This is a genomic window from Tsukamurella paurometabola DSM 20162 (genome assembly GCF_000092225.1).
Taxonomy (GTDB): Bacteria; Actinomycetota; Actinomycetes; order Mycobacteriales; family Mycobacteriaceae; genus Tsukamurella; species Tsukamurella paurometabola.
This window is the reverse complement of the sequence record NC_014158.1, coordinates 660,284-685,035: the sequence shown is the minus strand read 5'-3', so window position 1 is coordinate 685,035 and position 24,752 is coordinate 660,284. Positions and strand designations below refer to the sequence as shown.

At 69.2% G+C, this 24,752-nt stretch carries 27 protein-coding genes; 8 read left to right on the top strand and 19 right to left on the bottom strand.

The window, feature by feature from the left end; all coding sequences use genetic code 11:
- Window positions 1-63: 63 nt before the first annotated feature.
- The 3 genes from hemC to TPAU_RS03270 all read right to left on the bottom strand — a co-directional run bounded on the left by hemC (window position 64) and on the right by TPAU_RS03270 (window position 2,744).
- Complete coding sequence (gene hemC / locus TPAU_RS03280) at window positions 64-1,020, bottom strand: hydroxymethylbilane synthase (RefSeq protein WP_013125346.1); 957 nt, start codon at window positions 1,018-1,020, stop codon at window positions 64-66.
- Window positions 1,013-2,350 (bottom strand): glutamyl-tRNA reductase, encoded by a 1,338-nt coding sequence (locus tag TPAU_RS03275; RefSeq protein WP_013125345.1) that lies wholly within the window; start codon window positions 2,348-2,350, stop codon window positions 1,013-1,015. The genes hemC and TPAU_RS03275 overlap by 8 nt, the downstream gene beginning before the upstream one ends.
- Window positions 2,351-2,477: 127 nt before the next feature.
- Entirely contained in the window at window positions 2,478-2,744 is a 267-nt protein-coding gene (locus tag TPAU_RS03270) for a glutaredoxin family protein (protein WP_013125344.1), read from the bottom strand.
- A gap of 76 nt (window positions 2,745-2,820) precedes the next feature.
- On the opposite strand from TPAU_RS03270, the gene TPAU_RS03265 reads away from it, so the two are divergent.
- Entirely contained in the window at window positions 2,821-3,708 is an 888-nt protein-coding gene (locus TPAU_RS03265) for an HAD family hydrolase (protein ID WP_013125343.1), read from the top strand.
- 195 nt (window positions 3,709-3,903) lie between these two features.
- Here TPAU_RS03265 and TPAU_RS03260 read toward each other — a convergent pair whose 3' ends face one another.
- From TPAU_RS03260 to TPAU_RS03225, 9 genes are all read right to left on the bottom strand, one after another.
- On the bottom strand, window positions 3,904-4,974 hold the full coding sequence (locus tag TPAU_RS03260; protein WP_013125342.1) for a lysophospholipid acyltransferase family protein: 1,071 nt from the start codon (window positions 4,972-4,974) through the stop codon (window positions 3,904-3,906).
- Between the two features lie 14 nt (window positions 4,975-4,988).
- The gene (locus tag TPAU_RS03255) at window positions 4,989-6,074 is read right to left on the bottom strand and encodes an NAD-dependent epimerase/dehydratase family protein (RefSeq protein ID WP_013125341.1); all 1,086 of its coding nucleotides are present in this window, start codon (window positions 6,072-6,074) and stop codon (window positions 4,989-4,991) included.
- Between the two features lie 108 nt (window positions 6,075-6,182).
- The gene (locus tag TPAU_RS22235; protein ID WP_003402602.1) at window positions 6,183-6,284 is read right to left on the bottom strand and encodes a 30S ribosomal protein bS22; all 102 of its coding nucleotides are present in this window, start codon (window positions 6,282-6,284) and stop codon (window positions 6,183-6,185) included.
- Between the two features lie 161 nt (window positions 6,285-6,445).
- Entirely contained in the window at window positions 6,446-6,688 is a 243-nt protein-coding gene (locus tag TPAU_RS03250) for a helix-turn-helix domain-containing protein (protein WP_013125340.1), read from the bottom strand.
- 128 nt (window positions 6,689-6,816) lie between these two features.
- Entirely contained in the window at window positions 6,817-7,632 is an 816-nt protein-coding gene (gene proC, locus TPAU_RS03245; protein ID WP_013125339.1) for a pyrroline-5-carboxylate reductase, read from the bottom strand.
- Window positions 7,633-7,643: 11 nt separating this feature from the next.
- Window positions 7,644-8,474, bottom strand: a complete 831-nt coding sequence (locus tag TPAU_RS03240) for a thioesterase family protein (RefSeq protein ID WP_013125338.1) — start codon at window positions 8,472-8,474, stop codon at window positions 7,644-7,646.
- A 29-nt stretch (window positions 8,475-8,503) separates the two neighbouring features.
- Entirely contained in the window at window positions 8,504-9,346 is an 843-nt protein-coding gene (locus tag TPAU_RS03235; RefSeq protein WP_013125337.1) for a sugar phosphate isomerase/epimerase family protein, read from the bottom strand.
- Window positions 9,347-9,366: 20 nt separating this feature from the next.
- Entirely contained in the window at window positions 9,367-10,524 is a 1,158-nt protein-coding gene (locus TPAU_RS03230; RefSeq protein WP_013125336.1) for an MFS transporter, read from the bottom strand.
- Window positions 10,525-10,694: 170 nt separating this feature from the next.
- A complete protein-coding gene (locus TPAU_RS03225) occupies window positions 10,695-11,654 on the bottom strand; it encodes a Ppx/GppA family phosphatase (RefSeq protein ID WP_013125335.1) in 960 nt (319 codons plus the stop codon).
- Window positions 11,655-11,702: 48 nt separating this feature from the next.
- Here TPAU_RS03225 and TPAU_RS03220 point away from each other — a divergent pair, with 48 nt between their 5' ends.
- Complete coding sequence (locus TPAU_RS03220) at window positions 11,703-12,518, top strand: DUF3109 family protein (RefSeq protein ID WP_041944656.1); 816 nt, start codon at window positions 11,703-11,705, stop codon at window positions 12,516-12,518.
- A gap of 109 nt (window positions 12,519-12,627) precedes the next feature.
- Here TPAU_RS03220 and TPAU_RS03215 read toward each other — a convergent pair whose 3' ends face one another.
- From TPAU_RS03215 to TPAU_RS03195, 5 genes are all read right to left on the bottom strand, one after another.
- The gene (locus tag TPAU_RS03215; RefSeq protein ID WP_013125333.1) at window positions 12,628-13,317 is read right to left on the bottom strand and encodes a response regulator transcription factor; all 690 of its coding nucleotides are present in this window, start codon (window positions 13,315-13,317) and stop codon (window positions 12,628-12,630) included.
- A complete protein-coding gene (locus tag TPAU_RS03210) occupies window positions 13,314-14,507 on the bottom strand; it encodes a sensor histidine kinase (protein WP_013125332.1) in 1,194 nt (397 codons plus the stop codon). The genes TPAU_RS03215 and TPAU_RS03210 overlap by 4 nt, the downstream gene beginning before the upstream one ends.
- 56 nt (window positions 14,508-14,563) lie before the next feature.
- On the bottom strand, window positions 14,564-14,860 hold the full coding sequence (locus TPAU_RS03205; RefSeq protein ID WP_013125331.1) for a GNAT family N-acetyltransferase: 297 nt from the start codon (window positions 14,858-14,860) through the stop codon (window positions 14,564-14,566).
- A gap of 94 nt (window positions 14,861-14,954) precedes the next feature.
- On the bottom strand, window positions 14,955-15,701 hold the full coding sequence (locus tag TPAU_RS03200; RefSeq protein ID WP_013125330.1) for a phosphoglyceromutase: 747 nt from the start codon (window positions 15,699-15,701) through the stop codon (window positions 14,955-14,957).
- A gap of 5 nt (window positions 15,702-15,706) precedes the next feature.
- Window positions 15,707-16,315: a TetR/AcrR family transcriptional regulator gene (locus TPAU_RS03195; RefSeq protein WP_013125329.1), complete on the bottom strand. Its 609-nt coding sequence runs from the start codon at window positions 16,313-16,315 to the stop codon at window positions 15,707-15,709.
- Between the two features lie 75 nt (window positions 16,316-16,390).
- Here TPAU_RS03195 and TPAU_RS03190 point away from each other — a divergent pair, with 75 nt between their 5' ends.
- From TPAU_RS03190 to TPAU_RS03165, 6 genes are all read left to right on the top strand, one after another.
- A complete protein-coding gene (locus tag TPAU_RS03190; RefSeq protein WP_013125328.1) occupies window positions 16,391-17,242 on the top strand; it encodes a class I SAM-dependent methyltransferase in 852 nt (283 codons plus the stop codon).
- A gap of 60 nt (window positions 17,243-17,302) precedes the next feature.
- Window positions 17,303-18,541, top strand: a complete 1,239-nt coding sequence (locus tag TPAU_RS03185; protein ID WP_013125327.1) for a sensor histidine kinase — start codon at window positions 17,303-17,305, stop codon at window positions 18,539-18,541.
- Window positions 18,538-19,176 (top strand): response regulator, encoded by a 639-nt coding sequence (locus TPAU_RS03180; RefSeq protein WP_013125326.1) that lies wholly within the window; start codon window positions 18,538-18,540, stop codon window positions 19,174-19,176. Before TPAU_RS03185 ends, TPAU_RS03180 begins: the two co-directional genes overlap by 4 nt.
- A 117-nt stretch (window positions 19,177-19,293) precedes the next feature.
- Window positions 19,294-20,082: an ABC transporter ATP-binding protein gene (locus tag TPAU_RS03175; protein ID WP_049825929.1), complete on the top strand. Its 789-nt coding sequence runs from the start codon at window positions 19,294-19,296 to the stop codon at window positions 20,080-20,082.
- Complete coding sequence (locus TPAU_RS03170; RefSeq protein WP_013125324.1) at window positions 20,079-21,443, top strand: ABC transporter permease; 1,365 nt, start codon at window positions 20,079-20,081, stop codon at window positions 21,441-21,443. Before TPAU_RS03175 ends, TPAU_RS03170 begins: the two co-directional genes overlap by 4 nt.
- Window positions 21,440-22,678 (top strand): DUF418 domain-containing protein, encoded by a 1,239-nt coding sequence (locus TPAU_RS03165; protein WP_013125323.1) that lies wholly within the window; start codon window positions 21,440-21,442, stop codon window positions 22,676-22,678. The genes TPAU_RS03170 and TPAU_RS03165 overlap by 4 nt, the downstream gene beginning before the upstream one ends.
- A 3-nt stretch (window positions 22,679-22,681) precedes the next feature.
- On the opposite strand, the gene TPAU_RS03160 is transcribed toward TPAU_RS03165, so the two are convergent.
- Both TPAU_RS03160 and TPAU_RS03155 read right to left on the bottom strand, forming a co-directional pair.
- Window positions 22,682-23,458 (bottom strand): LLM class F420-dependent oxidoreductase, encoded by a 777-nt coding sequence (locus TPAU_RS03160; RefSeq protein WP_013125322.1) that lies wholly within the window; start codon window positions 23,456-23,458, stop codon window positions 22,682-22,684.
- Window positions 23,459-23,472: 14 nt separating this feature from the next.
- Entirely contained in the window at window positions 23,473-24,741 is a 1,269-nt protein-coding gene (locus TPAU_RS03155) for an MFS transporter (RefSeq protein ID WP_013125321.1), read from the bottom strand.
- Window positions 24,742-24,752 lie beyond the last annotated feature (11 nt).

The window sequence follows — 24,752 nt, the reverse complement described above, 5'->3', positions numbered from 1 at the left end:
CGTGCGCGCGGCCGTCGAGACAAGACCGCGTGCGCGCGGCGGGCAGGGTGCGCGTCCGGGTGCTTACGCGAGCAGGTCGCGTGCGCCCAGGTCGAGCAGCTCTCGTGCCAGCGCGGTGCCCAGCGCGCCGGCCTCGCCCACCGGACCGACTGCGGAGGCCTTGACCGAATCAGAGCCGTCCGCCGCGAGCGCGATGCCGCGCAGTGACAGCTCCTCGAAGATCCGACCGTCGTCGTCGAGGGACTCGACGACTTCCGCGATCGCACCGACGGGCGCGGTGCATCCGGCCTCCAGTTCGGCGAGCAGGGCCCGCTCGGCGGTAACCGCCGCGCGAGTCCAGTGATCGTCGAGCTCGGAGAGCACGGACTGCAGGTCAGCATCGCCTCGGCGGCACTCCACGGCGAGGGCGCCCTGAGCGGGCGCCGGAAGCATCTGCACCGGATCGAGCGCTTCCGTCACCTCGTCATGGCGACCGATTCGCTTGAGTCCGGCGAGTGCGACCACGATCGCGTCGAGTTCGCCATCCGCGACTTTGCGTAACCGAGAATCAAGATTGCCTCGTAGGGGGCGGATTTCCAAACCCAGACCCAGTGCTGTAAGCTGCGTCGCCCGGCGCGGACTGGAGGTACCCACCACGGAACCTGCGGGCAGTTCGCCGAGCACCATGCCGTCGCGGGCGACGAGCGCGTCGCGGGAGTCCTCGCGGGGCGGAACCGCGGCCAGCACCAGGCGATCGTCGGGCGCTGTCGGCAGATCCTTGTAGGAGTGCACGGCCACGTCCACCTCGCCGTTCGCGAGCGCGTCGCGCAGCGCGGAGGTGAACACGCCGACGCCGATCTTCTCGACGGGGTCGGAACTCAGGTCACCCGGGGTGGTCACGATGACCAGCTCGGCGGGGTGGCCCGCGGCGATCAGCGCATCGCGCACGGTACCGGCCTGCGTGGTGGCCAGCAGCGAGCCACGCGTGCCGATACGGAGTGGAACGGGGAGGGTATCGGCCGTGGAGTCGGAGTCAGACACTTCGCTCGTCGGATCCTTCGGTCGCGGAGACGGCGCCCGTGGCGCCCGGCTTGAGTTCGAACAGCTCGCGCAGCGCCTCCGCATAGGAGTCGCCGCCCGGGGTGGCGGCGAGCTGCTTCACGCGCACCGTGGGGGCATGCAGGAGCTTGTCCACAACGCGGCGCACCGTCTGTGCCACCTCGTCGCGGTCCGTGCCCTCAAGGCCCGGAAGACGTGAATCCAGCCGCAGCAGTTCGGCTTCCACGACCTCGGCGGCGCGCCGGCGCAGCGCCGTCACGGTCGGGGTCACCTCGGCGGAGCGCTGCGCGGACAGGTACTCGGCGAGCTCGTCCAGCACGATGCGTCGCGCCTTCTCGGCATCCTCTTCGGCGGCTTGGGCGCCCGGCTCGCGGGAGAGCGCGTCGATGTCGATCACGGCCACGCCGGGCAACCCGGCCACCGCGGGGTCGACATCGCGGGGCAGCCCCAGATCGCACACCACCAGATCGGTGTCGACGGTGCGCTGCGCGAGCGCGGAATGCACATCGGCGAGGCTCACGACGCTGCCGACGGCGCCCGTGCACGCGATGAGCACATCGGCGTCGGCGAGCGCGACGACGAGATCGTCCATCGCCACCCCGCGGGCTGCGGTCACACCGGCGTCGAGCGCGGCCTGGGCGAGACGGTCGGCCTTGTCCTGGGTGCGGTTGGCGACGGTGACGTCGACGGCGCCCGCGCGGGCCAGGTGCGCGACGGCGAGGCCGCCCATGGCTCCGGCGCCGACCACGAGTGCGCGCCGGACCTCGGCGTCCTGCGGGGAGAGCACATCGCGCGCGCGATCGAGGGCGACGGAGACCACCGAGGCGCCGGCCTTGTCGATGCCGGTGTCGGTGTGCACGCGCTTACCCACATGCAGGGCCCGTTGGGCGAGGTCGTGGATGACCCGGCCGGCCACCTGGTGCTCGTCCGAGGCGGCGTAGGCGCCGCGGATCTGGCCGAGGATCTGCTGCTCCCCCACGACCATCGAGTCGAGTCCGCTGGCCACCGAGAACAGGTGCTGCACCGCCGCCTCGGAGTACCGGACGAACGCGTGCTTGCTCAGTTCGTTGATAGTGAGGCCGGAGCGGGTGGAGAGGACGTCGGAGACGGCCTCCAGAGCGGGGTGGAACGCCTCGACGACGGCGTAGATCTCGACCCGGTTGCAGGTGGTGACCACCATGACCTCGTCGATGTGGGGCGACTCCATGAGCTGCGCCAGCACCTTGGGGCGATCGGTCTCGGTGATCGCCAATCGCTCGAGGACCGACACCGGCGCGCTGCGGTGCGACGCGCCGAACAGCAGAACCGACACCCTGGCTGCTCCTTCGCAGAACTCACGCGGGAACTACAGAACGTAGTTGTCCCGTTACCCTGCACGCTACCCCCGATCGGTCCCAGAGGGAAAACGCGCTGAGGCTTACCTACGTGTTAATCGGCGTTCACGCCGCGAGATCGGCGCGCAGCCTGGCCTCGTCGACCTCCCAGTAGCTGTGCTGCTCCCCGTCGAGCAGAACCACGGGCAGCATGTCGCCGTATTCGGCACGGAGCTCGTTGTTTCCTGCGGCATCCACATCGACCTGGAGGTATTCGACGGGACGCCCTGCGGCAGCGAGCTCCGCGACCAGCGCGGTGAGTTCCTCGCGGGCGTGAGCGCACATGCCGCAGCCCGCGCGGGTGAGAAGGGTGAGGGTCCGCAACGGTGCCATGTGTCGAGTGTCCCACCCGGCTACCGGCGAGCGCCGCTAAGGTTGAGAGACATCCGTCGCGAGTGGGAGGTGGCCAGTGTCCGACCAGGCCAGCGCCGAAGAGATTCGGCAGAGCGAGGCAGGCGAGGCGAGCGCCGATGCCGCGCATTCCCTGCTGGCCGAGAAGGAGGGCCGCGAAGAGGGTGCGGTGCCACCCGATCTCACCGCGGCCGCGTTCTTCGACGTGGATAACACGATGGTTCAGGGCGCGTCGATCGTCCACTTCGCCCGGGGACTGGCCGCACGTAACTACTTCAGTTACTCCGATCTGGCGTCCGCGATCTGGGCGCAGGCCAAGTTCCGGCTCACCGGCAAGGAGAACAGCGACGACGTGGCCGCAGGCCGCGAGAAGGCGCTTTCGTTCATCGCGGGCCGTTCCACCGAGGAGCTCAAGGCCGTCGGCGAGGAGATCTACGACGAGATCATCGCCGACAAGATCTGGCCGGGCACCCGTGCGCTGGCGCAGATGCACCTCGACGCCGGGCAGCAGGTGTGGCTGGTGACGGCCACCCCGGTGGAGTTGGCGCAGACCATCGCGGACCGGCTGGGACTCACCGGGGCGCTCGGCACCGTCGCCGAGTCGCAGGACGGGGTTTTCACCGGCAAGCTCGTCGGCGACATCCTGCACGGCCTCGGGAAAGCGCACGCGGTCCGGTCGCTGGCGATCCGTGAAGGTCTGAACCTCAAACGCTGCACGGCCTACAGCGATTCGCACAACGATGTGCCGATGCTGTCGCTGTGCGGCACCGCTGTCGCGATCAACCCCGACTCCGACCTCCGCGAAGTGGCCCGCGTGCGCGGTTGGGAGATCCGTGACTACCGCACCGGCCGCAAGGCCGCGAAGATCGGCGTCCCCACCGCCCTCGGTGTGGGTGTGGCAGTCGGCGGCGCCGCGGCTCTCATCAAACACTTCAGCGACAACTGATTCCGCGCCAGACGTGCATCACGCGTCGTACACAGTGCGCATACCCTCGCCAGCTCCCCCGAACCACGACCCGTCGGATCTGCCTTCAGCGACCCGATCCCGCTGAAATCCGTTACTGAATGCAGATTCAACGGAGGGCGAGGGGGCTGCGCGGCTCCCCGCGTCCGCGGCGTCGCGCACGCAGAACTGCCGGGATCAGAAGTCCTGGAAGATGTTCTTACGGCGGGCGAGGATGCGGTAGAGCGACTGCTGGATGGTCTCGCGCACGTTGTCGGTGAGCTCGAAGACCACCATCGGATCGTCGGCGTCGGCCTGGGCGAAGGTATCCGTAGGGATCGGTTCACCGAATTCGATGTGCCACTTCGACGGCAGCGGGATCATGCCCAGCGGGCCGAGCCACGGGAACAGCGGGGTGATCGGCGCGTAGGGCAGCCCCAGCAGCCGGGCGATCGGCTTCACGTCGGCCAGCATCGGATACGTCTCCTCGGCACCCACGATGGACACCGGGATGATCGGCACCTGCGCCTTGATGGCGGCGGTCACGAAGCCGCCTCGGCCGAACCGCTGCAGCTTGTACCGATCCCGGTACAGCTTGCCGATCCCCTTGAAGCCCTCGGGCCATACGGCGACGAGTTCGCCCTGCGAGAGCAGGGATTCGGCGTCGGCGTTGCAGGCGACGGTGGCGCCCATCTTGCGGGCGACCTCACCGATGAACGGGTACTCGAAGGCCAGATCGGCGGCCAACAGCCGCAGGTGCCGATCGTCGGGATGATTGTCGTGCACCGCGACCGAGGTCATCAGCCCGTCGAGCGGGATCACGCCGGAGTGGTTCGCGACCAGCAGCGCGCCGCCTTCGCGGGGCAGGTTCTCGGCGCCGGAGGTGTCCACCCGGAACCACTTGTCGTAGACCGGCCGCAGCGCCGGCAGGAACACCGCGTCCGTCAGGTGCGGGTCGAAGCCGAAGCGGTCGATGTCGTAGTCGCCGGTGAGCCGTTCCCGGACGAAGGCGGCACCGTCGATCACGGACTCGGCCGCGCGTTCGCGCCAACCGGCACCGGGCTCGTCGGATTGCGGTGCATCGGGCATGAAATCAGGATTGAGCGGGTGCACGGTGGCGCGGCCGGACCGGCCCGCGGTGGCGGGACCTCCGGTGAGCGACGAGGGATGCCGCTGTTGCGCCCGCTCGCGGCCCGTGGAGCGCTGAGTGTCGATGGACACGGGCAACTGCAGCACCTTCGCGTGCTGTGAACCTGAAGCGTTCGTCATCTGCTGCCTACCGTCTAGCCGTGCCGTACTCGTGCATCGATACCGGCGAACCGTCGGGCCAGTGCTGCGACCCGTTGCTCGACGGCCAGGATCGAGTCCACCCCGATTGTAGGTTCTATCGGCCCCTGGCGCGTGATGTCTTCCATCGCTTCCCGGGTGGTGAACTTCGGCGTGAAGCCGAGTTCGTCCCGCATACGAGCGGTATCGAAGGCGTTTCCGAAGCTCAGGAAGTCCAGCTGAACCCGGTTGTCGGTAGCGCCTCCGCGGCCACGAATCGCCGCGACGGTGGGCCCGAACGTCGATCGGAGCACGGGGATCGGAACCCGCCCGGCCAACCGGATCGCCTGCGACATGGCGATCGCACCGTCGCCGGCGATGTTGTACGTGCCCGGCCGGCCCGCGACCACCGCGTGCTCGAGCGCGCCCAGCGCGTCGTCCTGGTGCAGCAGTTGCAAGCGGGCGTCGCGGCCGACGATCGACGGAACGACGGGCCGTTCGAACAGCGATCGGAGCAGGGTTTCGATATTGGGCCCGAGGATCGGCGCCATCCGCAGAATGGTGAGCTCCAGATCGGCACGGCGGCGGGCCATGCTGCGGGCATAGGCCTCCGCGTCGAGCAGATCGCGCGGGTGCCCGTTGGCGGCGAGGCCGCTCACCAGGTCTTCGGTGAGAAGTGCGGCGTTGCGCGAGCGGGAACCGTAGACCTGCGTGGACGAGCGCATGATGACCCGTTTGACCGTCTCGGACTTCTGGCAGGCGGCGAACACGCGCATCGAACCGAAGACGATCGCGTCCTTGGTGGACGCCGACGGGAAATGGTTGTCGATCACCGAGGTGGCACCGTGCACCACCGTGTCCACCTCATTGGTGGCCATGATCTTGCCGAAGATGTGGCTGCGGTAGTCGACGCGAATGAACTCCGCGGGGTCCATCCGGCGATGCATCGCCTTCGTGGGCGGCACCGCGTCGACGCCGATCACGCGCTCGATATCGGGGCGTTGCGCAAGCCGGCGAACGAGGTATCCGCCCAGGAAGGTGGAAGCGCCCGTCACCATGACCACGCGCGGTCCCGGGCGCCCTCCGGCGGTCGACTCACTCATTACTGCAGGGTAACCGGAACACGAAAGAACCCGCCCGGGACCGGACGGGTTCTGACGAGATTGTGACGCGGACGCGGTGGACTCACCGATCCGGCGCCGCAGTAACGCTTACTTGCCGAGTTTCCTACGCTGCACGCGAGTGCGGCGGAGCAGCTTGCGGTGCTTCTTCTTCGACATGCGCTTGCGGCGCTTCTTGATCACTGAACCCATGGGTTCCTCACGTCTCTCTATCGATATGACTCGGTCACTTCGGCGCGGCGGGCGGACGGACACGCCCGCGCAACACGCAACAGGCATCCACTCTACCCGCCGTCTCGGCACGGACGAAATCCGCCCGGTGCGGCGTCAGCGGGCACGCGGCCCGCTGCGGCCTAGCCTGCGTCGAAGAACGAGGTCTGGAGGTAATCGTGCACGGCCTTCTCGTGCACACGGAAGGACCGACCGACGCGGACCGCCGGCAGCTCACCGTTGTGCACCAGGCGGTACACCGTCATCTTCGACACCCGCATCAGGGTGGCAACCTCGGCCACCGTCAGGAACGAGGAACCGGCGGCAGCGGGCTGACCCGGTGCGCCGATCTCGGCGGGCTTGCTGTTCTTGTTTGCAGACGCCATGTAATCCCTAACCTCCGGCACATGTCGCGCCGCCGGCTTCCCCTCCGGCGGACCTGACACGCACGTGCTTCGAGCAGCTTAGCGGTACCAATGGGAATAATGCGACGGGAGTGAGCTAACCGAAGCTTCTAGGATCGCTTGCCCAGCTCGGCCGAACGCTCCGCACACGCCCTCGTCGCCTCATAAAACGCAGGTCGGAGGCCATTTTTCTCCAGAGTACGGATCGCCGCCGCCGTCGTGCCTCCCGGAGAGGTCACCGCCGCCCGAAGCTCGACCGGCGACGAAGAAGTCTCAACCATTAGTGCACCCGCGCCCGCGATCGTATGGGTGGCGAGGGTCGTCGCCTGGTCCCGCGTGAGCCCCAGATCGACACCGGCATCGATCATCGCCTCGGCCACGAGGAAGGCGTAGGCGGGCCCGGAACCGGACAGCGCGGTGAGTGCGTCCAGCTTGGACTCGGGCACGACGAGGGTCTGACCGACCGCCTCCATGATGCCGCGGACCAGCGCCACGTGGGCCTCGCCGGCGTCCCGGCCGCCGGAAATCCCGCTCATCGACCGGCCCACCAGCATGGCGGTGTTCGGCATCACCCGCACCACCGGTGTCCCCGCGGGCAGCGCCGCCTCGTACGTCGGCGTCGGCACACCCGCCGCCACCGATGCCACGACGGCACCGTCGCCGAGGGCACCAGCCACATCGGGCAGGACCGACGCCACCACATCCGGCTTGACCGCGATCACCACGAGGCCGGCACCGTCGACCGCTTCGGCGATCGCGGTCACCGTCCGCACGCCGTAGCGCTCGGTCAGCTCGGCGCCCCGGCCGGCGTGCGGTTCGGCGACGACCAGCCGCTCCGGTGCGTGGCCTGCGGCCACCAGGCCGCCGAGCAGCGCTTCGCCGATGCGGCCCCCACCGATCAGGGCGATCGTCATGTTCTCCGTCATGTCCTTCTCCCTCACGCGTTCTCCGCCGGCGCGGCGACGGGCACCATCGCGAGTTGTCGCGAGGTGGCCACCACCCGCCCGGATTCGTCGACCAGGAGGTGATCCTCCTCGAACCACTGCTGCCCCACCACGGGCGACGAGGCGCGGAACCGCAGCCAGCCCGGTATCGGTTCGCGGCGCACCGTCGCGGTGAGGGTCAGGGTGGGCGCCCAGCCGATGGCGCCGGTGTTGGCCACCACGGGCAGTGAGATATCGGTGGCGAGCAGCGCGAACAGGGCCGACACCGGCTCCTCGCGCAGCCGGACCCAGCCGCGGGTCTGCGCCGCACCGGTCCGGCCGTGCAGCACGGGCAACGTCGACGGGTCGTAGCGCACCTCGGCGACCCGGCCCACCTTGAAGACCTTCGCCGCGGGGTGGTCGGGATCCCAGGCGAGCGCGTCGTCCGGCGGCGTGGCCGGCAGGTCGTCGAGCGGGGTCGGTTCGACGTACCGCTCGTCGCCGCTGTCCCGGCGGGCCAGGGTCACCGCGGCCTGCACGTACACCCGGTCACCCTGCACCGCCTGCACATTCACCACCGACGTGGTGCGTCCACGCTTGGCCACCTCGGTCCGCAGCGCGACGCTCCCCGGGTCCGGGGCGCCGAGGTACTCGGCCGCGATCACCACCGGCTGCACACCCTCATCACCACCGTCGGCGAGGTACGCCGCGCGACCGGCCGACGCGAGCACGGCCAACAGCGCCCCGCCGTGCACCTTGCGGCCCACCGACCAGGTGCGGTCGATGTCCGCGGTGAATCCGCCGGGCGCGGGCTCCACCGCGACGAGGTCGGCGAACAATGCCATTGTCAAGCTCCTTCGGCGATGCGACGCGGTCAGGCGACGGAGTCGGCGCGCAGGTGCTCGCGCGCGAACTCCAGCGCTTCCGTGAGCATTGCACGCCGCTCGTCAGGACTCTTCGCTGAGCCCGTCGCGATCTCCAGGATCACGTGTCCTTCGAAGCCGGTGGCCGCGAGCCGGCGGCACACCTGCGCGCAGGGCTGATTCCCCCGGCCGGGCACCAGGTGCTCATCGGTGGCGGCACCGAGCCCGTCGGCGAGATGCAGGTGACTGAGCCCGCCGCCCATCCGGTCGAGCAGATCCAGGGCGTCGACGCCGGCGGTCGCGGTGTGCGAGAGATCGAGCGTGTAGTGCGCGAAGCCCACATCGGTGGGGTCGATCGACGGCGCGAAAGCGGATACCGGCTTAGCGCGCCGCATCAGCCGTTCGGCGGTCTCACCGCGGCTGGCGAAGAAGGCGTCGAAGCGCAGCGGAAACATGTTCTCCACCGCGACCTCGATGTGGCTGTCGGATTCGAGCTCGTTCACCAGATCAGTGAAGTGCTCGGCGTACCGCCGCTGCCACCGGAACGGCGGGTGCACCACGACGGTGCGCGCCCCCAGGTCCTCGGCGGCGGTCACGGCGCGACCGAGCTTGGCCATGGGATCGCTCCCCCACACCCGCTGGCTGATCAGCAGACAGGGCGCGTGCACCGACAACACGGGCACGTCGTAGCGCATGGAGAGCCCGGCGACGTTGGCGATGTCCTGACTGGCGGACTCGTGCCAGACCATGAGTTCGACACCGTCGTACCCGGTCTCGGCCGCGTACCGGAATGCGGCCTCGAGCTTCTCGGGATACACCGAGGCGGTCGACAGGCCGACCTCGATGCCGCTCACAGCTTCGACGGTACCTGCGCTCAGTTCTGCGACGCGAGACTCATCAGCAGCGGGCCGAAGGTGATCACCAGGCCCACGAATAAGGCCAGCCCCAGGGTCAGGTAGTCGGTGGTCTTGCGCAGGTAGTGCGTGAAGGTGACGATCGCGATGATCACCACGAAGGCCAGCACCACGGTGAGCGCGATGGTCCAGGTACCGCCGCCCCAGTTCCACAGCTGGTAGAAGCCGTAGAACAGGGCAGCGCCGGCAACGACGCCGCCGAACACCTCGGCGATGAGCAGCAGCCAGCTGCGAGCGCCGCGCGGGGCCTGGTCCGCGTCGGCGGCCTCGTCGAACGCGACCTCGGTAGGGGTGTCCGTACTCGGCGCCTCGGTGTCGTGGGCGTCGCTGATCTGCTGCACGCTCATCGAGGCGGTGTCCGGGACCGGAACCACGGCGGGCTCGGGTGCGTCGGCGACCTGCGCCTCCTCGGCCAGGCGGGCCTGGCGCTCGCGCACCTGTGCGGTGTTGAAGTCGGCGGTCGCCATACCCGGGGCGGCACCGTCGCTCCACTGGGACCAGGCGTGGCTGACCTCGTCGCGTCCCTCGGTGGTGTGCACGGTCTCGACCACCTCGGCCTCGACGGCCTCGGTGACGGGCTCATCGACATGCGGCGCGTCCGCGGGCCCCTGCGAGATCGGGTACTCGTCGACGTTGCCGGGGTCGATCGCCTGGAACCGGCCGGTATCGGCGACGGCCTGGGCCAGCGACGCGGAACTCGCCGCCTCCTCCTCCGGCTGCTCGGTCCCGTCGGGCACGGCATCGAAGGTGTCGGTGGTGTCGGCGGGCGTGACCGGCGGCTCCGCGACCCGGTTGCGCGGGGCGGGCGGTGCGAACGGGGACTGGGGCGCGGACTCCTCAGGCGCCTGCGGCTGCGCCGCTGCCTCGGCCTGCGCCGCCTGGGTGGCGTCGGGCCGGGTGGCGGCCTCGGACTGGGCCGGCTGCGCGGCATCGGCCGAAGACTGCGCGGGCTGCTCGCCCTCGCCGTCGCGGACGACGGGGATCTCGCCCGTGAGTTCGGCGACGGTGATCGAGTTCTCCCCACCGCGATGCCGCCGCCGGCGACCGCCGGCAGGAGGCTGGGCACCGCCGTTGCGGGCGAGCAGCTCTGCGACCGAGATGCTCTGCTCGTCACTCATGTGAAGTCACCGTCCTCGACTCTCGTTCCGGTCCCGGTGGGACCTCCCGCGCGGGGCGGATGAGGTGGCACCCGCACCCACGTCCGTTTGGGTCTGTCGCAGATTCTACGTGTTAGTGCACGCGCACCTTCGGCGGCGCGCGCAGTGATCGACGATCGGGCCCGCCGGTGTCAGTGGGACTTCCCGCCGTTCTCGGGGGTGAATCCTGCCCGGGTGTCCAGATAGCGGAGGATCACACCCTCGCGCAGTGCCCACGGGCAGATGTCCAATTGCTCCACCTTCATCGAGCGCATGGCGGCCTCGGCGACCAACGCCCCGGCCACGATCTGACCTGCGCGGTCGGAGCTGAGCCCGTCGAGTTCCTTGCGGTCGGCCACCGTCATCCGGCTGATGAAGGCGATCAGCTGGCTCAGCCCCCGGGCGGTCAGGGTGCGCTTGACCCGGGGTCCCGCGGACGACGGTGCCGCGCCGGTCAGGCGGGCGAGCGTGCGCATCGTCTTCGACGTTCCCGCAACGAGGTCGGGCGTGCCGGCCGCCTCGAGCCGGGCGGCCGAGGGTGCGATCTCGGCATCGAGCCAGTCGCGGAGCATGGCGACGCGTCGGCGGCCGGGCGGGTCTTCGGTGAGCCACTCACGGGTGAGGCGGCCAGCGCCGAGCGGCAACGACAGGGCCACGTCCGGCTCCTCGTCGACCCCGTTGCTCATCTCCAGAGAGCCGCCGCCGATGTCGATGTTGAGCACGCGGCCCACGCTCCAGCCGTACCAGCGGCGCACGGCGAGGGCGGTCAGGCGCGACTCGTCCACGCCGGAGAGCACCTCGACATCGACGCCGGAGCTCCGCTTGACGTGCGCGAGCACCGAGTCGGTGTTGCTGGCGTCGCGGACCGCGGAGGTGGCGAAGGCCATCACCTCCTCGCAGCCGGAGCTCCGGGCGATGGTGGTGAACTCCTGCACCGCCGAAACCAACGCGTCCTCACCGGCCTGGCTCAGCCGACCGCTGGGTTCGATCTTCTCGGCCAACCGGAGCGTGGCCTTCGTCGAACTCATCGGGGTGGGGTGCGCGCCCCAATGGGCGTCCACCACCAGCAGGTGCACGGTATTCGAACCGATGTCGAGGACTCCCAGTCTCACAGTGCCAATCTAGACCGGACTACCGTGGAGTCCGTGACCGACCTTCCCATGCCGGGTGTGCGCACTCCAGTGCCGGAAGTCCCCCTCGACTTTCCGCGCGAATGGCTCGAGTTCACCGATCCGGAGAATTCCGAGCACCTCATCGTCGCCGATCTGACATGGCTGCTGTCGCACTGGACGTGCGTCTTCGGCACGCCCGCGTGCCACGGCATCGAACCGGGCCGCGAGAACGACGGCTGCTGCAGCCACGGCGCTTTCCTCTCCGATTCCGACGACCGCAAGCGTTTGAAGAAGGCGGTCGCCATGCTCACGGATGCCGATTGGCAGTTCCGGAAGAAGGGGCTCGGAAAGAAGGGGTACCTCGAAGAGGACGAGCTCGAAGACGAGCCGGCGCTGCGCACCCGCCGCGTCGACGGTGCCTGCATCTTCCTCAATCGACCGGGCTTCCCGGGCGGCGAGGGCTGTTCCCTGCACGCGATGGCGTTGCGCACCGGGGTCGAGCCGCTCACGGTGAAACCCGATGTGTGCTGGCAGCTTCCGGTGCGCCGCACACAGGAATGGGTGGAGCGGCCCGACGGTGAGCAGATCCTCAAGACCACGATCGGCGAGTACGACCGGCGCGGTTGGGGTGCCGGCGGACTCGACCTGCAGTGGTACTGCAGCGGTTCACCGGAGGCGCACATCGGCGCGCAGCAGGTGTGGCAGAGCTACGCACCGGAGCTCACCGAGCTCTTGGGCGAGGCGGCGTACGCGGCGCTGGCCCGCGAGTGCGAGGCCCGTCAGGACCGCCTCGTCGCCGTGCATCCGGCCACCGTCGCCGCCACCGAGCGGCAGAGCTACGACATGAAGTACGTCGAGCTCTGACTCCCTCCCCGACTTAACAGCGTTAGCCCAGACGGCTTCCTGGGGAAACGCCTGCTGCTAACGCTGTTAAGTCAGGGCTGGGTTCGTCGGGGGCTGGGTTCGTCGGGGGCTAGGGCTCGAGCTTGTAGCCCAGTCCGCGAACGGTGACCAGGTGCTTCGGGTTGGCCGGATCGGCCTCGATCTTGCTGCGCAGGCGTTTGACGTGCACATCGAGGGTCTTCGTATCGCCCACGTAGTCGGCACCCCAGACGCGGTCGATGAGCTGTCCGCGGGTGAGTACCCGGCCGCTGTTGCGCAGCAGGTACTCGAGCAGGTCGAACTCCTTGAGCGGCAAGGTGACGGCCTCGCCGGCCACGGTGACCACGTGCCGCTCGACGTCCATCCGCACCGGGCCGCCCTCGAGCACCCCGTCGTCGAGGCCCTCGCCGCCGGCGGTATCCGCACCGCGCCGCAGCACCGCCCGGATCCGGGCGATCAGCTCCCGGGCGGAGTAGGGCTTGGTGACGTAGTCGTCCGCTCCCAGCTCCAGGCCGACGACCTTGTCGATCTCGCTGTCGCGGGCAGTCACCATGATGACCGGCACCGACGAGCGGGCGCGCAACTGCTTGCAGACGTCGGTGCCGCTCATGCCCGGGAGCATGAGATCGAGCAGCACGATATCGGCACCGGCGGAGTCGAAATGCCGGAGAGCTTCGGCGCCGTCCGTGACCACGGTGGTCTCGAACCCCTCCTTGCGGAGCAGGAACGCCAGAGGGTCGGCCAGCGACTCCTCGTCTTCGACAATCAGTACGTGTGTCACCGCAGTACTTCCTCGCTGTGGTCTTCCTGTTCCGTGCCCGCCGTGCCTGCCTCCGTCAACGCCGGCAACACCAGCGTGAACGTCGAACCCATGCCCGGTTTGCTCCAGAGCTTAATGGTGCCGCCGTGGTTGGCGGCGACGTGTTTGACGATGGCGAGTCCGAGTCCGGTACCGCCCGTCATCCGGGAGCGCGCCTTGTCGACGCGGAAGAAGCGCTCGAAGACGCGCTCCTGGTCTTCGGGTGCGATGCCGATCCCGCGGTCGGTCACCGCGATCTCGACCGAGGCGACGCCGTCGATCACGCGGCTGCGCCGGCTGATCGAGACCTGCGTCCCCTGCGGGGAATACGCGATCGCATTGGAGATGAGGTTGGCCAGCGCGGTCAACAGCAGCGTGTCGTCGCCGCGGATCTCCAACCCGGAGGGCTCGTCCACGATCAGCGCGATGTTGTTGGCCTCCGCCGCCACTTGGGCGCGGGCCACCGCTTCACCGACTACGTCATCGACCTCGACGGTGCCGAGGTCGGGCAGCTTCTCCGCGCCCTGCAGGCGGGAGAGCGCGATCAGTTCGTTGACCATGTTGCCCATCCGGGTGGACTCGGACAGCACACGGGAACCGAAGTGCCGCACCGCCTCCGGATCGTCATCGGATTCCAGCAGCGCCTCGGCGAGGAGCCCGATGGCTCCGACGGGGGTCTTGAGTTCGTGGGAGACGTTGGCCACGAAATCGCGGCGGGTGGCCTCCATCCGCTTGTTCTCGGTGTCGTCGTCGGCGTAGACCACCGCGTAGCGTTCGTCGGGATCGCTCCCGGCGATCAGCTCGACGCGGCAGCGCACCGCGATCCCCGCGCGGTCGGCGCGCCGGGTCACCGTCAGTTCCACGGTCCCGGGCGTCCCGGTCTCGAGCACGCGACACACCGTCGCCCAGACGCGGTCATCGAGAAGCTGATCGCGCACGAGGGAGAATTCGGCGGCCCGGTGGTTGAACAGGATCACATCGCGGAAGCGGTCGACCACCACGAGACCGGTGGGCGACTCCTGAATCACCTCACGTTGCAACTGCGCCACTGTCATCCGCGACGGGGCGGCCACGGGCGGGGCGGTCACGCGCTCGCGCACACGATGCGCCAGCCACCCGATCAGCGCGCCCGCGAGGGCGAACACCGCGCAGAGGGCCACAGTCACGCGCATAGTGTACCCAGGCCCGCCGCCTTTGCATTTCGCGAGAACAGCAGGTGAACCGGGGGTTACCGCTCGGCAGCCACCTCGACAACGCTCGCGTACTCCGGGTGCTTCTCGACGTAGTTCGCGACATAAGGGCACACCGCACGGGCGCGTTTGCCCGACTCGCGGACGTCGTCGAGCGCGGCCTTCGTCAGCCGCGCGGCGTATCCGTTGCCGCCGTACGCCTCGTCGACCACGGTGTGGGTCAGCAGTCGCACATCCACCTCATCGAGGTAGTCGAGGTAGCCCGCCAGCTCGCCGTCGACGGTGAGCACGTAGCGCTCCTCCTGGGGGGAGTGGGTCACAGTCACGTCAGCCATGTATCAACGCTATCGCTTCCCCGGCCCGCGTGGCTGTGTAAAAACTGAGGGGCGGTACCGAAATCCGGTACCGCCCCGCAGTGGTTCGAGGGAGCTACTTACCGCCCTGATTCGCGACCGCGGCGGCGCCCGCAGCGGCGGCCTCGGGATCGAGGTAGGTGCCGCCCGGGTTGGCGACGGTGCCGTCGGCGTTGAACTCGTAGGCGAGCGGGATGCCGGTAGGGATGTTCAGGCCGGCGATGTCGGCGTCCGAGATGCCGTCGAGGTGCTTGACCAGTGCGCGCAACGAGTTGCCGTGGGCTGCAACGAGCACCGTCTTCCCTTCGGCGACCTGCGGTTCGATCACGGCCTGGTAGTACGGGATGAAGCGTTTGACCACGTCCAGCAGGCACTCGGTGAGCGGCACCTGCGGCAGCGCGGCATAGCGGACGTCGTCGGTCTGGCTGTACTCGTTGTTCGGGTCGATCGCGGGCGGCGGAGTGTCGTAGCTGCGGCGCCACAGCATGAACTGCTCATCGCCGAACTGCTCCTTGGTCTGCGCCTTGTTCAGGCCCTGGAGCTTGCCGTAGTGGCGCTCGTTGAGGCGCCAGTCCCGGACCACGGGGATCCAGTGCCGGTCGGCGGCGTCGAGCGCGAGATTGGCGGTGGTGATCGCGCGGCGCAGCAGCGAGGTGTAGACGATATCGGGCAGCAGCCCCTTCGCCTTGAGCAGCTCGCCGCCGCGGGCCGCCTCACCGCGGCCCTTCTCCGTCAGCGCCACATCGACCCAGCCGGTGAACTGGTTGGACGCGTTCCACTCGCTCTCGCCGTGACGGAGCAGGATCAAGGTGCCGTAGGTCATGCCGATCAGCTTAATGGGGACGGTCCGCGCTGGTCGGGCGGGCGGGAATCGACCAGTGCGGCGAGCCAGCACGCCACGGGTCGGCGGAGATCGGCGACGCCCTCCACCGGCGTGCGATCGACCAGTGAACGGGCTCCGTACAGCCGGTCGAACAGCAACCCCTCCAGCAGGCTGATGAGATCGTGGGCCGCGTCCTCGGGCCGGTACGCGCCCAATTCGGTGAACAGCCCGGTGGCGAGCGGTACCGAGAACAGGCACGTCGCGAGCAGATCGGCCAGCCCCTCCGCTGCCGCATCGGGCGCGAGCGCATACCGGGCGAGCGCGTCCCGCCGCCGGTCGCCGAGCAACAGATCGAGCTGCGCGGCCACCACATCCGCGGCGGTTTCCCGGTCGACGGCGCGCGGTGCCGCCCGGTCGAACGCGTCGCGCGAACGCGTGGCGAGCCGTCCGATCGCCGCCCTGAGCAGGTCGGACCGGGTGCGGTAGTAGTACGACGTCGACCCCTTGGGCAGATCGAGCCGCCGGTCGACGGCGCCGTGCGTCACCGCGCGATTGCCGCCGTCGGCCGCCAGATCGAGCACCGCCTCGCAGATCGCCGTTCGCCGCTCGTCCACCCGCCCGCCTTTCGCCGCATCGATCCGTCCTCTATAACTATAGAGACTCTATGTTCATAGAGGATTGGAGTGGGTATGACAGACATCGAGATCCAAGCCGTCGACGACACCGCGCGGTGGGTGGCGCATCAGCGGGCACAGGAATCCGCGCGACCCGACGCCCTGTTCAACGATCACCTGGCCGAGCGGCTGGCGGGTGCGCGTGGGCGGGAGATCGCCGCGATGGCGGCCGCCGCCCCCGCCGCGGCCGACGGCGACGGCTGGTACCTGACCACCCGGACGGTGCTGCTGGATCGCGTCGTCACGGCCTCCGTGGCGGACGGATTCGACACCGTGATCAACCTCGGCGCAGGCCTCGACGCCCGTCCCTATCGGCTCGAACTCCCGGCCGACCTGACGTGGGTCGAAGTCGACCTGCCGGAGCTGATCGGCGAGAAGGAAGCACTCCTCGCGCACGAGAGGCCGCGATGCCGGTTGCGGAGAGTTCCACTCGACCTGGGTCGCGACGAGCTGACGACGACGCTCCACGACGCCTCCCGCGGCCGGACCCTGGTTCTTGCCGAGGGCCTGATCATGTACCTCTCCCCCGGTGAGGTGGACGCGCTGTCGGCGGACCTGGTGAACGCGGGGATCACCCGCTGGAGCTTCGATCTGAGTACCGCGGGCGTGGGAACGCTGGTGGCCGAACGCAATCGCACCCTGCTCGCCTCCGCCCCCTGGCGCTTCCTCCCGGCGGACGGGGTCGCGTACTTCGAGAAGCGCGGATGGGCGGTCGAACGGATCGAACCGATCTTCCCCGCGGCCGTGGCACTCGGCCGGCTCGATACACCGGAGGCCAGACGGGCGGCGGCGGGTCCGCAACCCGACCCGCGCGCCCCCGGCGACATCCCCTACAGCGCCGTCGTCACCGTCACCCCCGACCGCTGATCAGCCGGGGCGGCCGCTGCACGAACGCCTGGCAGGTGACCCGACCGATACTGTGGTGAGATGCGCGAGGGACGAGCCGACGGGCCGAGGCGACGGCCGCCGCTCGGATGGGCGGATGACGCGGGTATCCGCGTTCGCGATGTGCTCTGGGCCGTCGTCGTGATCGCTCTCGGCACCCTGATGGCGCGCAATCCGTCGGCGGCTGCCTGGGAGCAGTCGGCGTATTGGGTGGCCGTGGTGGCCCTCGGCGCCGCGGTCCTGATCCGAGCCACGCGCACCGGTGCGGCGACTGCCCTGGCGATCGGCGCCGGCGTCGCGTTCGCCTCGATCCGGTACTTCGGCATCGGCACGGTGGTGATCGGCTACGTCTTGATCTTCTCCATGCTGGGCGCGTCCCGAGACCGTCTGTGGCGCACCGTCGGAGCGGTCGGCATCGTCGCCGGAGGACTCACCGGCGCGGCATGGGCGATCCGGGCGTCCTGGCCCGAATTCTCCCGCGCCCGCACCGACCTGTGGAGTGTGATCGGCTTCTGCGCGCTCGCCGCCGCGATGGTGTGCCTCGTGGGCTACGTCATCGGACTGGTCCGGCGGCAACGGGCCGCCGCCGCCGCCTTCCGAGTGGCACGCGCGGAACAGCATTGGGCCGACCGACTCCTCGAACAGGAGCGAGAGCGCAGCCGGCTGGCACGCGAGATGCACGATGTGGTCGCGCACTCGCTCGCCGTGATCGTCATGCAGTCCCAGGGCGCTCGGTACATCCAGGACAGCGATCCGGCGCGGGCGAGCGCCGCCCTGGAGACGATCGGAGACGTTGCCCGTGACGCCCTTGCGGATGTGCGAACCCTTCTGGGACAGTTGCGAACCGGAACCAGCGCAACCCGATCTCGCGACGATGCGGTGCGCGATCTCGACGAGCTCGTCGCGCGGCTCACTGGCTCGGGACTCGTGATCCGGTTCGACGGTGCGCTCGCCCCACCGCTCCCGGATTGGGTGCACGACACCGATGCCAGCCTGGTCTTGCCCGAGCTGCTCATCAATGCCGCCAAGCACGGCGATGCCGCCGAACCGATCACGCTCACCCACCGATACGGGGCCGGACGGACGACGGTCACCGTGCACAACGCGATCGGTCCCGGTTCGACCGAGTTCCCACGCGGCGGGAACGGTCTCGTCGGCCTCCACGAACTCCTGGCCGAGCTCCACGGCAGCATCGAGGCGCATGCCGAATCCGGCTGGTGGACGGCCACTGTGGTCATCCCCGACCCGGTGCCCACCGAGCTCGACGGGAGGGCGTCATGATTCGCGTGGGGGTGGTCGATGATCAGGCGATGTTCCGCAGCGGGCTGTCGATGCTCATCGACAGTCAGGCCGATATGGAGAACATCGGCGAGGCCGCAGACGGCGTCGAAGCATGCGCACTCGTCCGGGACAAGCGCCCGCAGGTGCTCCTGATGGACGTGCGGATGCCGAACATCGATGGGATCGAGGCGACGGCCCAGATCATGACCGAGCCCGACCCGCCCGCCATCATCATGCTCACCACGTTCGATCACGACGAGGCGGTGGCGCGTGCCATGGAGGCCGGTGCGGCGGGCTTTCTCCTCAAGGAGTCGCAACCGCAGTTCGTCCTCGCCGCCATCCGCGATGTCGCGGCGGGAAACATGGTGGTCGCCGCCTCCGCGGCTCGGCACTTGTTCGCTCATCCCCGCCCGTCGACCGCACCGCATCGACCTGTCGAATTCGGCCGCCTGACCGAGCGGGAACAGCAGATCTTCGTGCGCGCCGCAGAGGGTCTGTCGAATGCGGAGATCGCCGAGAAGGAGTTCCTCGCGGAGACCACCGTGAAGACCCACGTCTCCCGCGTGCTCACCAAGCTCGGCCTCCGCGACCGCGTTCAACTGGTGGTCTACGCACACCGTCACGGTCTGGTCTGATCGGCCGCAACTCGGGGAATCCACCCACGGACCGAGTGCACAATGTCCTCCTGCCGGAGTACGACGGTGGTCCGTGCGGCGGATGTGACGGGCCTGCTCCCGCCCGACGATGGAGACATGCATACCGACCACGCCTCCGCCACGCTCGCACCGCCCCGGCGCACCGTTCCCGTCGTCGCCTTCACGGGCGTCACCAAGTCGTACGGGACGGGCGACGCAACGGTCATCGCGCTCGACTCGGTGAACCTCGCGATCACCGCCGGCGGTTTCACCGCGGTGATGGGACCATCGGGTTCGGGCAAGTCCACACTGCTCAACCTCGCCGCAGGCCTGGACCGGCCCACTCAGGGTGAGGTTCACCTGGCGGGCTCCCCGATCACGGCGATGCCCGACGATCAGTTGGCCGATCTGCGCAGCACCAGGGCCGGGTTCATCTTCCAGGCCTTCAACCTCGTCCAGTCGATGACGGCGCGACAGAACATCGAGTTGCCCTTCCGCCTGCGCGGCGCGAAAGTCACCGCGGAGGACGCCGGCTGGATCGATTATCTGGCCGAAACCCTGGGCATCACCGGTCTCCTGCACCGACGCCCGAGCGCGATGTCGGGCGGGCAGCAGCAGCGCGTCGCGATCGCACGAGCGCTGGCGGCCCGTCCGCAGGTGATCTTCGCCGACGAACCCACCGGGTCGCTCGATTCCCGCACCAGCCGCGAGGTCCTCGGCATCCTCAAGTCGGCCTGCGCCGAGTACCGGCAGACCGTCGTGATGGTCACCCACGATCCGGTCGCCGCCTCGTACGCCGATCGCGTCCTGGTCATCGCGGACGGCCGCGTGGCAGGCGACTACGCGTCGATGCCGGCCGCGCGGATCGCAGAGATGATGGTCGGTCTCGAAGGTGGTACACGGTGACCGCTTTTCGGTTGACCGAACGCCGCGACCTCCGCGCGATCGGCCTGGTGGCCGGGCTGAGTTCGGGTTACGGTGTCGCCCTGGTGATCGCGGCGGGCGCACTCACCGCCGCCGGTGGGGCGGCCGGGACCACCGTCGCCCTGATGCTGGCGGCTCTGCTCATCGGCATGGCGCTCTACGTCAGCGCCATCGTGATCTCCACCGGGGTGTCGTCGGTGATCGTCGGCATCCGGCCGCACGTCGCGCTGCTCCGATTGCTCGGGGCGCGTTCAGGCGTGCTCCGTCGCCGTCTCGTCGCCGAGGTCGTCGGCGTCGCAGCCGCCGCCTCCGTGGTGGGCGCGGTGGTGGCGGGGTGTCTCGGGGTCGGGCTGCGCGCTCATTTCGCGAGCCGCGGCGCTATCCCGCTCGCCGATTCCGGGGCGACCGATCGCTTCATCCCGCTCGTGATCGCCGCGACCGTCGCCGTCGCAGCGATGGCGACCTTCACCGCGAGCCGTTCGGTGCTCGCGGTCAGCCCCGGGTCTGCTCTCGCCGATTCCGACGATCATTGCGACCCTGCCCCGTCGGTCAGTGCCGTACGGCTCGTGATCGCCACGATCCTGCTCGGACTCGGGTCGATCGCCCTGCTATCCCCCGCGTTCGGCTCCCTCCGCGGAACGGACTCCGGTGTTCTGGTGGCCGCGTTGGGCGCGGTGCTGCTCTCACTCGGCGTCCTGGTCGCGGCGCCCGTCCTCCTGCCGGCGGTGGTCTCGGCGATCGGTGCGCTCTTCGGGCGCTCGGCCGCGGCGTCGGTCGCACGCAGTAACGCGTACGCCTACCGCAACCGCACCACCCGCTCGACCATCGGCATCCTCACCGGGGTCACCGTGGTGATCACCCTGGCCACCGGTGCCACCGCGGTCAAGTCGGCCCTCGCCGGCCAGGTCTCCGCGGCCGAGTTTCCCGATGCCGCCCGGTTCATCGACATGACCACCGTTGTCCTGGTGGGGATCACCGTCATCAGCGCGATCATCAGCGCGATCGGTTACGTCAGTGTGATGTCCGCCGGCGTCGAACAACGCCGGCGGGAGATCGGCATGCTCCGGGTATTGGGACTGCGCCGCACGGACGTGTACCGCACCACGGTCTTCGAGTCCTTGGCCATCGCCGGTGCAGCGGTCGCCACGGGCATCGCGCTCGGCATCGTCATCGGATCCGCCGGATCGCGCGCACTGATCCCGTTCGCCGACGACATCGTGTTCATTCCCTGGAAGGCCCTGGCCATCACGGTGCTGGCTGCTGCCGGTGTCGTCGTGGCCAGTGCCGTGACTCCCGCACGCCGCGCCGCCGCGGTGTCCCCGATAGAAACGATCCGCCCATGACCGCATCCGCACCCACGGACACATCCACCGGCTCCGGCGTCGCGAGCCCCGGACGACTGATCGGGGTCGACGCGGCACGCGGGCTCGCCGTGCTGGGCATGTGCCTCGTCCATGTCAATCCGACGGACGGGCCCACCTGGCTCGTCACACTCGCACAGGGCCGTTCGTCCGCACTTTTCGCCGTACTCGCCGGAGTGTCTCTTGCGCTCCTGTCCGGCGGATCGCAACCGCCCGCAGATCTCACGGCGACGCGGTGGCGGATCGCCGTGCGCGCGCTGATCCTCCTGCTGCTGGGCCTGGCCCTCACCCTGCTGGGCACCTCGGTGATGGTGATCCTCTGCTACTACGCGGTGTACTTCCTGCTCTGCCTCCCACTGCTCCGGCTGGGGACGGTTCCGCTGGCCTGGCTGTCGGTGATCACGGCCGTCGCCGGGCCCGTGGTGTCCTTCCTGATCCGCTCGCAGATGGAGATCAACGAATTCGGCGGCGCACCGACATTCGATACGGTGACCGACCTCAGGGGAACCCTCACGCTGGTGTTCCTGACGGGTGCGTATCCCGTGGTGACGTGGATTCCGTTCGTGCTCGCCGGCCTCGCCCTGGGCAGGGCGGGTGTGGCGACGATCCGGCCGGCCCGGATCATCGCGGCCGGCGCCGCGGCGGCCGTCATCGGCTTCGGCGGGTCGTGGTTCGCACAATCGGTTCTCGGTGGACGTGATCGCCTGCTGGAAATGCTCCGCCCGATGCTCGCGGACTCGGGCATCTCGGCGGACAGCATTCTGGACACACCGTCCATGGGAACAACTTCCACCACGTCGTGGTGGAACCTGACGCTAGCGAACCCGCATTCGGGAACACCGTTCGAAATCGTCGGCTCGATCGGCATCGCACTCGTCGTGATCGGCGGTCTGACCGTGATCTGTCAACGGCGGTCGGCGCGCCGGGTACTGCGCCCCCTCATCGCCACGGGAGCCATGGCGCTCACGGCGTACTGCCTCCAGATCGTGCTGCTGGCGGTGTTCCCCCCGGTCCGGGCGGAGGGCGAGCGGATCGTCACGTTCGGGGCCGTATCGGGGTGGTTCTACTACGCCGCGCTCGTGATCGTGATCAGTGGATTCGCGACCGCGTGGATGGCGTACTTCCGTCGCGGCCCGCTCGAATCACTACTCCACCGCGCGACCGCTCTCGTCGGCACCCGACCGGGTGCGAGCACGCGGGGCGCGGAGCAGCGCTGACGCCTACTGCGCGTCGCGCCAGCGGAGGAGGGCCTCGATCACGGTGTAATCGAACTCGGGAGCGGCGAGCTCGGCGGTGAACTCCGTGGCGCCCTCGGCGACGAGCACGTCGGCGAAGGCGATCGCCTCTTCGACGCTGGAGCCGCGCGGAATCGCCACGTTGTGCGCGATCTGCTTCGGATCGCGGCCGATCTTCGCGCAGGCGTCGGCGAGTACGGCCGACTTGTGCCGGTAGGTCTCCAGGTCCACGAAGTAGTGCCACACCGAGGCGTACTGGGCCACGAGCGGCAGCGTCTTCTTCTCGCCACCACCGCCGATCAGGATCGGGATGTCACGGGTGGGCTTGGGGTTGAGCTTGGCCCAGCGTTCGGTGATCCGCGGGAGCGCGGTGGCCAAGTCGTCGAGTCGTGAACCGGCGGTGCCGAACTCGTAGCCGTACTCGTCGTAGTCGCGCTGGAACCAGCCCGAGCCGATGCCCAGGATCAGGCGCCCGTTCGAGATGTGGTCGACGGTGCGCGCCATATCGGCGAGCAGATCGGGGTTGCGATAGCTGTTGCAGGTGACCAGTGCGCCGATCTCCACCCGGGAGGTCTGCTCGGCCCATGCGGCGAGCATGGTCCAGCATTCGAGATGGGTGCCGTCGGGATCGCCGGACAGCGGGAAGAAGTGATCCCAGTTGTACACGACGTCCACGCCGAGTTCCTCGAGCTTGGCGACGGCGTCGCGGAGCTGCTGGTACTCGGTGAAGTGTTGGGGCTGAAGCTGAACTCCGATGCGCATGGCTTCGACGCTACTCAGTCGCCCGCGGCTTCGCCCGGCGAACCGGGGAGCACGGCGGCCGCGAGCACACCGGCGACGACCACCGCGACCCCTACCGCCAGCACGATGCCCGTCCACCCGGCGGCGCTGAAGGCGATACCGGCGGCGGCGCCGAGCACCGACGATCCGGCGTAGTAGCAGAACAGGTAGCCCGACGAGGCCTCGGCGCGGTGTTCGGTGGCGAGCGCGCCGACCCATCCGCTGGCCACACTGTGCGCGGCGAAGAAGCCCGCCGTGAGCACGACGGTGCCGATCAATACCGTCGGAATCGTGTCGGGGAGCGTGATCAACAAGCCCGCCCCCATGGCGGTGATCGACGCGAGCAGCACGCGCCGGCGGCCGACGCGGTCCGCGAGCCGTCCCGCCGCCCCGGACGACCACGTGCCGGCGAGGTAGATCAGGAAGACCAGGCCCACCACTCCTGCCGAGAAGCCGAACGGCGCGTCCAGCAACCGGAAGCCGAGAAAGTTGTAGACGCTGACGAAGCCGCCCATCAGCAGGAAGGCGAGGATGAACAGGACCGCGAGGGCGGGGCGGCGAACGTGTCCGGCCATGCCGCGTACCGTCGTCGACACGGAAACCGGCTTGGGGGAATGGAATCGCGATGCCGGGAGCGTCCGGATCATCACGGCGGTGAGCACGGCGGCGAGCACCGCGAACACCTCCATGGCGCCGCGCCAGGGCAGCACATCGAGCCCCACGGCGGTCACCACACGACCGAGCAGTCCACCGATGGTGGTACCCGCGACGTACCGCCCCATCGCTCCGCCGAGGTCGCGGCCGGCGACCTCCTCGGCGAGGTAGGCCATGGCGACGGCGGGCACTCCGGCCAGGGCGATTCCTTGCAGCGCTCGCAGCGCCAGCAGCACCGGCAGTGTGGGCGAGAGCGGGATCAGCAGCCCCAGCACCACGGCCAGTATCGCGGACGCGGTCATCACGTGGGTGCGCCCGAATCGCTCGGATAGCGCGCTGACGGGGATGATCGTGAGCGCGAGCAGGCCGGTGGTCACCGAGACGGCGAGCGCCGACGTGGCGGGCGCGGCGCCGAACACGCGGGTGAGCTCGGGCAGCACCGCCTGAGTCGAGTACATCGACCCGAAGGTGGTGAGCCCGGCCACGAACAACGCCAGGGTGATGCGGCGGTACGCGGGCGTTCCCGCGCGGAGCGGGGCGACGGTGGCGGAGGCAGCGGTGGCGGTCACGCTGACGAGAGTGCGCCGCGACTCGCGATGTGTGAAATGCATGTATTTGCCGA

Coding starts and splice junctions, on each gene's coding strand:
- TPAU_RS03210 (WP_013125332.1), bottom strand. CDS start 14,507: ATGCGCGTGACTGTGGCCCTCTGCGCGGTGTTCGCCCTCGCGGGCGCG.
- TPAU_RS03190 (WP_013125328.1), top strand. CDS start 16,391: ATGACAGACATCGAGATCCAAGCCGTCGACGACACCGCGCGGTGGGTG.
- TPAU_RS03205 (WP_013125331.1), bottom strand. CDS start 14,860: ATGGCTGACGTGACTGTGACCCACTCCCCCCAGGAGGAGCGCTACGTG.
- TPAU_RS03255 (WP_013125341.1), bottom strand. CDS start 6,074: ATGAGTGAGTCGACCGCCGGAGGGCGCCCGGGACCGCGCGTGGTCATG.
- TPAU_RS03185 (WP_013125327.1), top strand. CDS start 17,303: ATGCGCGAGGGACGAGCCGACGGGCCGAGGCGACGGCCGCCGCTCGGA.
- TPAU_RS03270 (WP_013125344.1), bottom strand. CDS start 2,744: ATGGCACCGTTGCGGACCCTCACCCTTCTCACCCGCGCGGGCTGCGGC.
- TPAU_RS03165 (WP_013125323.1), top strand. CDS start 21,440: ATGACCGCATCCGCACCCACGGACACATCCACCGGCTCCGGCGTCGCG.
- TPAU_RS03260 (WP_013125342.1), bottom strand. CDS start 4,974: ATGACGAACGCTTCAGGTTCACAGCACGCGAAGGTGCTGCAGTTGCCC.
- proC (WP_013125339.1), bottom strand. CDS start 7,632: ATGACGGAGAACATGACGATCGCCCTGATCGGTGGGGGCCGCATCGGC.
- TPAU_RS22235 (WP_003402602.1), bottom strand. CDS start 6,284: ATGGGTTCAGTGATCAAGAAGCGCCGCAAGCGCATGTCGAAGAAGAAG.
- TPAU_RS03220 (WP_041944656.1), top strand. CDS start 11,703: ATGCCGGGTGTGCGCACTCCAGTGCCGGAAGTCCCCCTCGACTTTCCG.
- TPAU_RS03240 (WP_013125338.1), bottom strand. CDS start 8,474: ATGGCATTGTTCGCCGACCTCGTCGCGGTGGAGCCCGCGCCCGGCGGA.
- TPAU_RS03250 (WP_013125340.1), bottom strand. CDS start 6,688: ATGGCGTCTGCAAACAAGAACAGCAAGCCCGCCGAGATCGGCGCACCG.
- TPAU_RS03200 (WP_013125330.1), bottom strand. CDS start 15,701: ATGACCTACGGCACCTTGATCCTGCTCCGTCACGGCGAGAGCGAGTGG.
- TPAU_RS03180 (WP_013125326.1), top strand. CDS start 18,538: ATGATTCGCGTGGGGGTGGTCGATGATCAGGCGATGTTCCGCAGCGGG.
- TPAU_RS03155 (WP_013125321.1), bottom strand. CDS start 24,741: ATGCATTTCACACATCGCGAGTCGCGGCGCACTCTCGTCAGCGTGACC.
- TPAU_RS03160 (WP_013125322.1), bottom strand. CDS start 23,458: ATGCGCATCGGAGTTCAGCTTCAGCCCCAACACTTCACCGAGTACCAG.
- TPAU_RS03175 (WP_049825929.1), top strand. CDS start 19,294: ATGCATACCGACCACGCCTCCGCCACGCTCGCACCGCCCCGGCGCACC.
- TPAU_RS03230 (WP_013125336.1), bottom strand. CDS start 10,524: ATGAGTGACGAGCAGAGCATCTCGGTCGCAGAGCTGCTCGCCCGCAAC.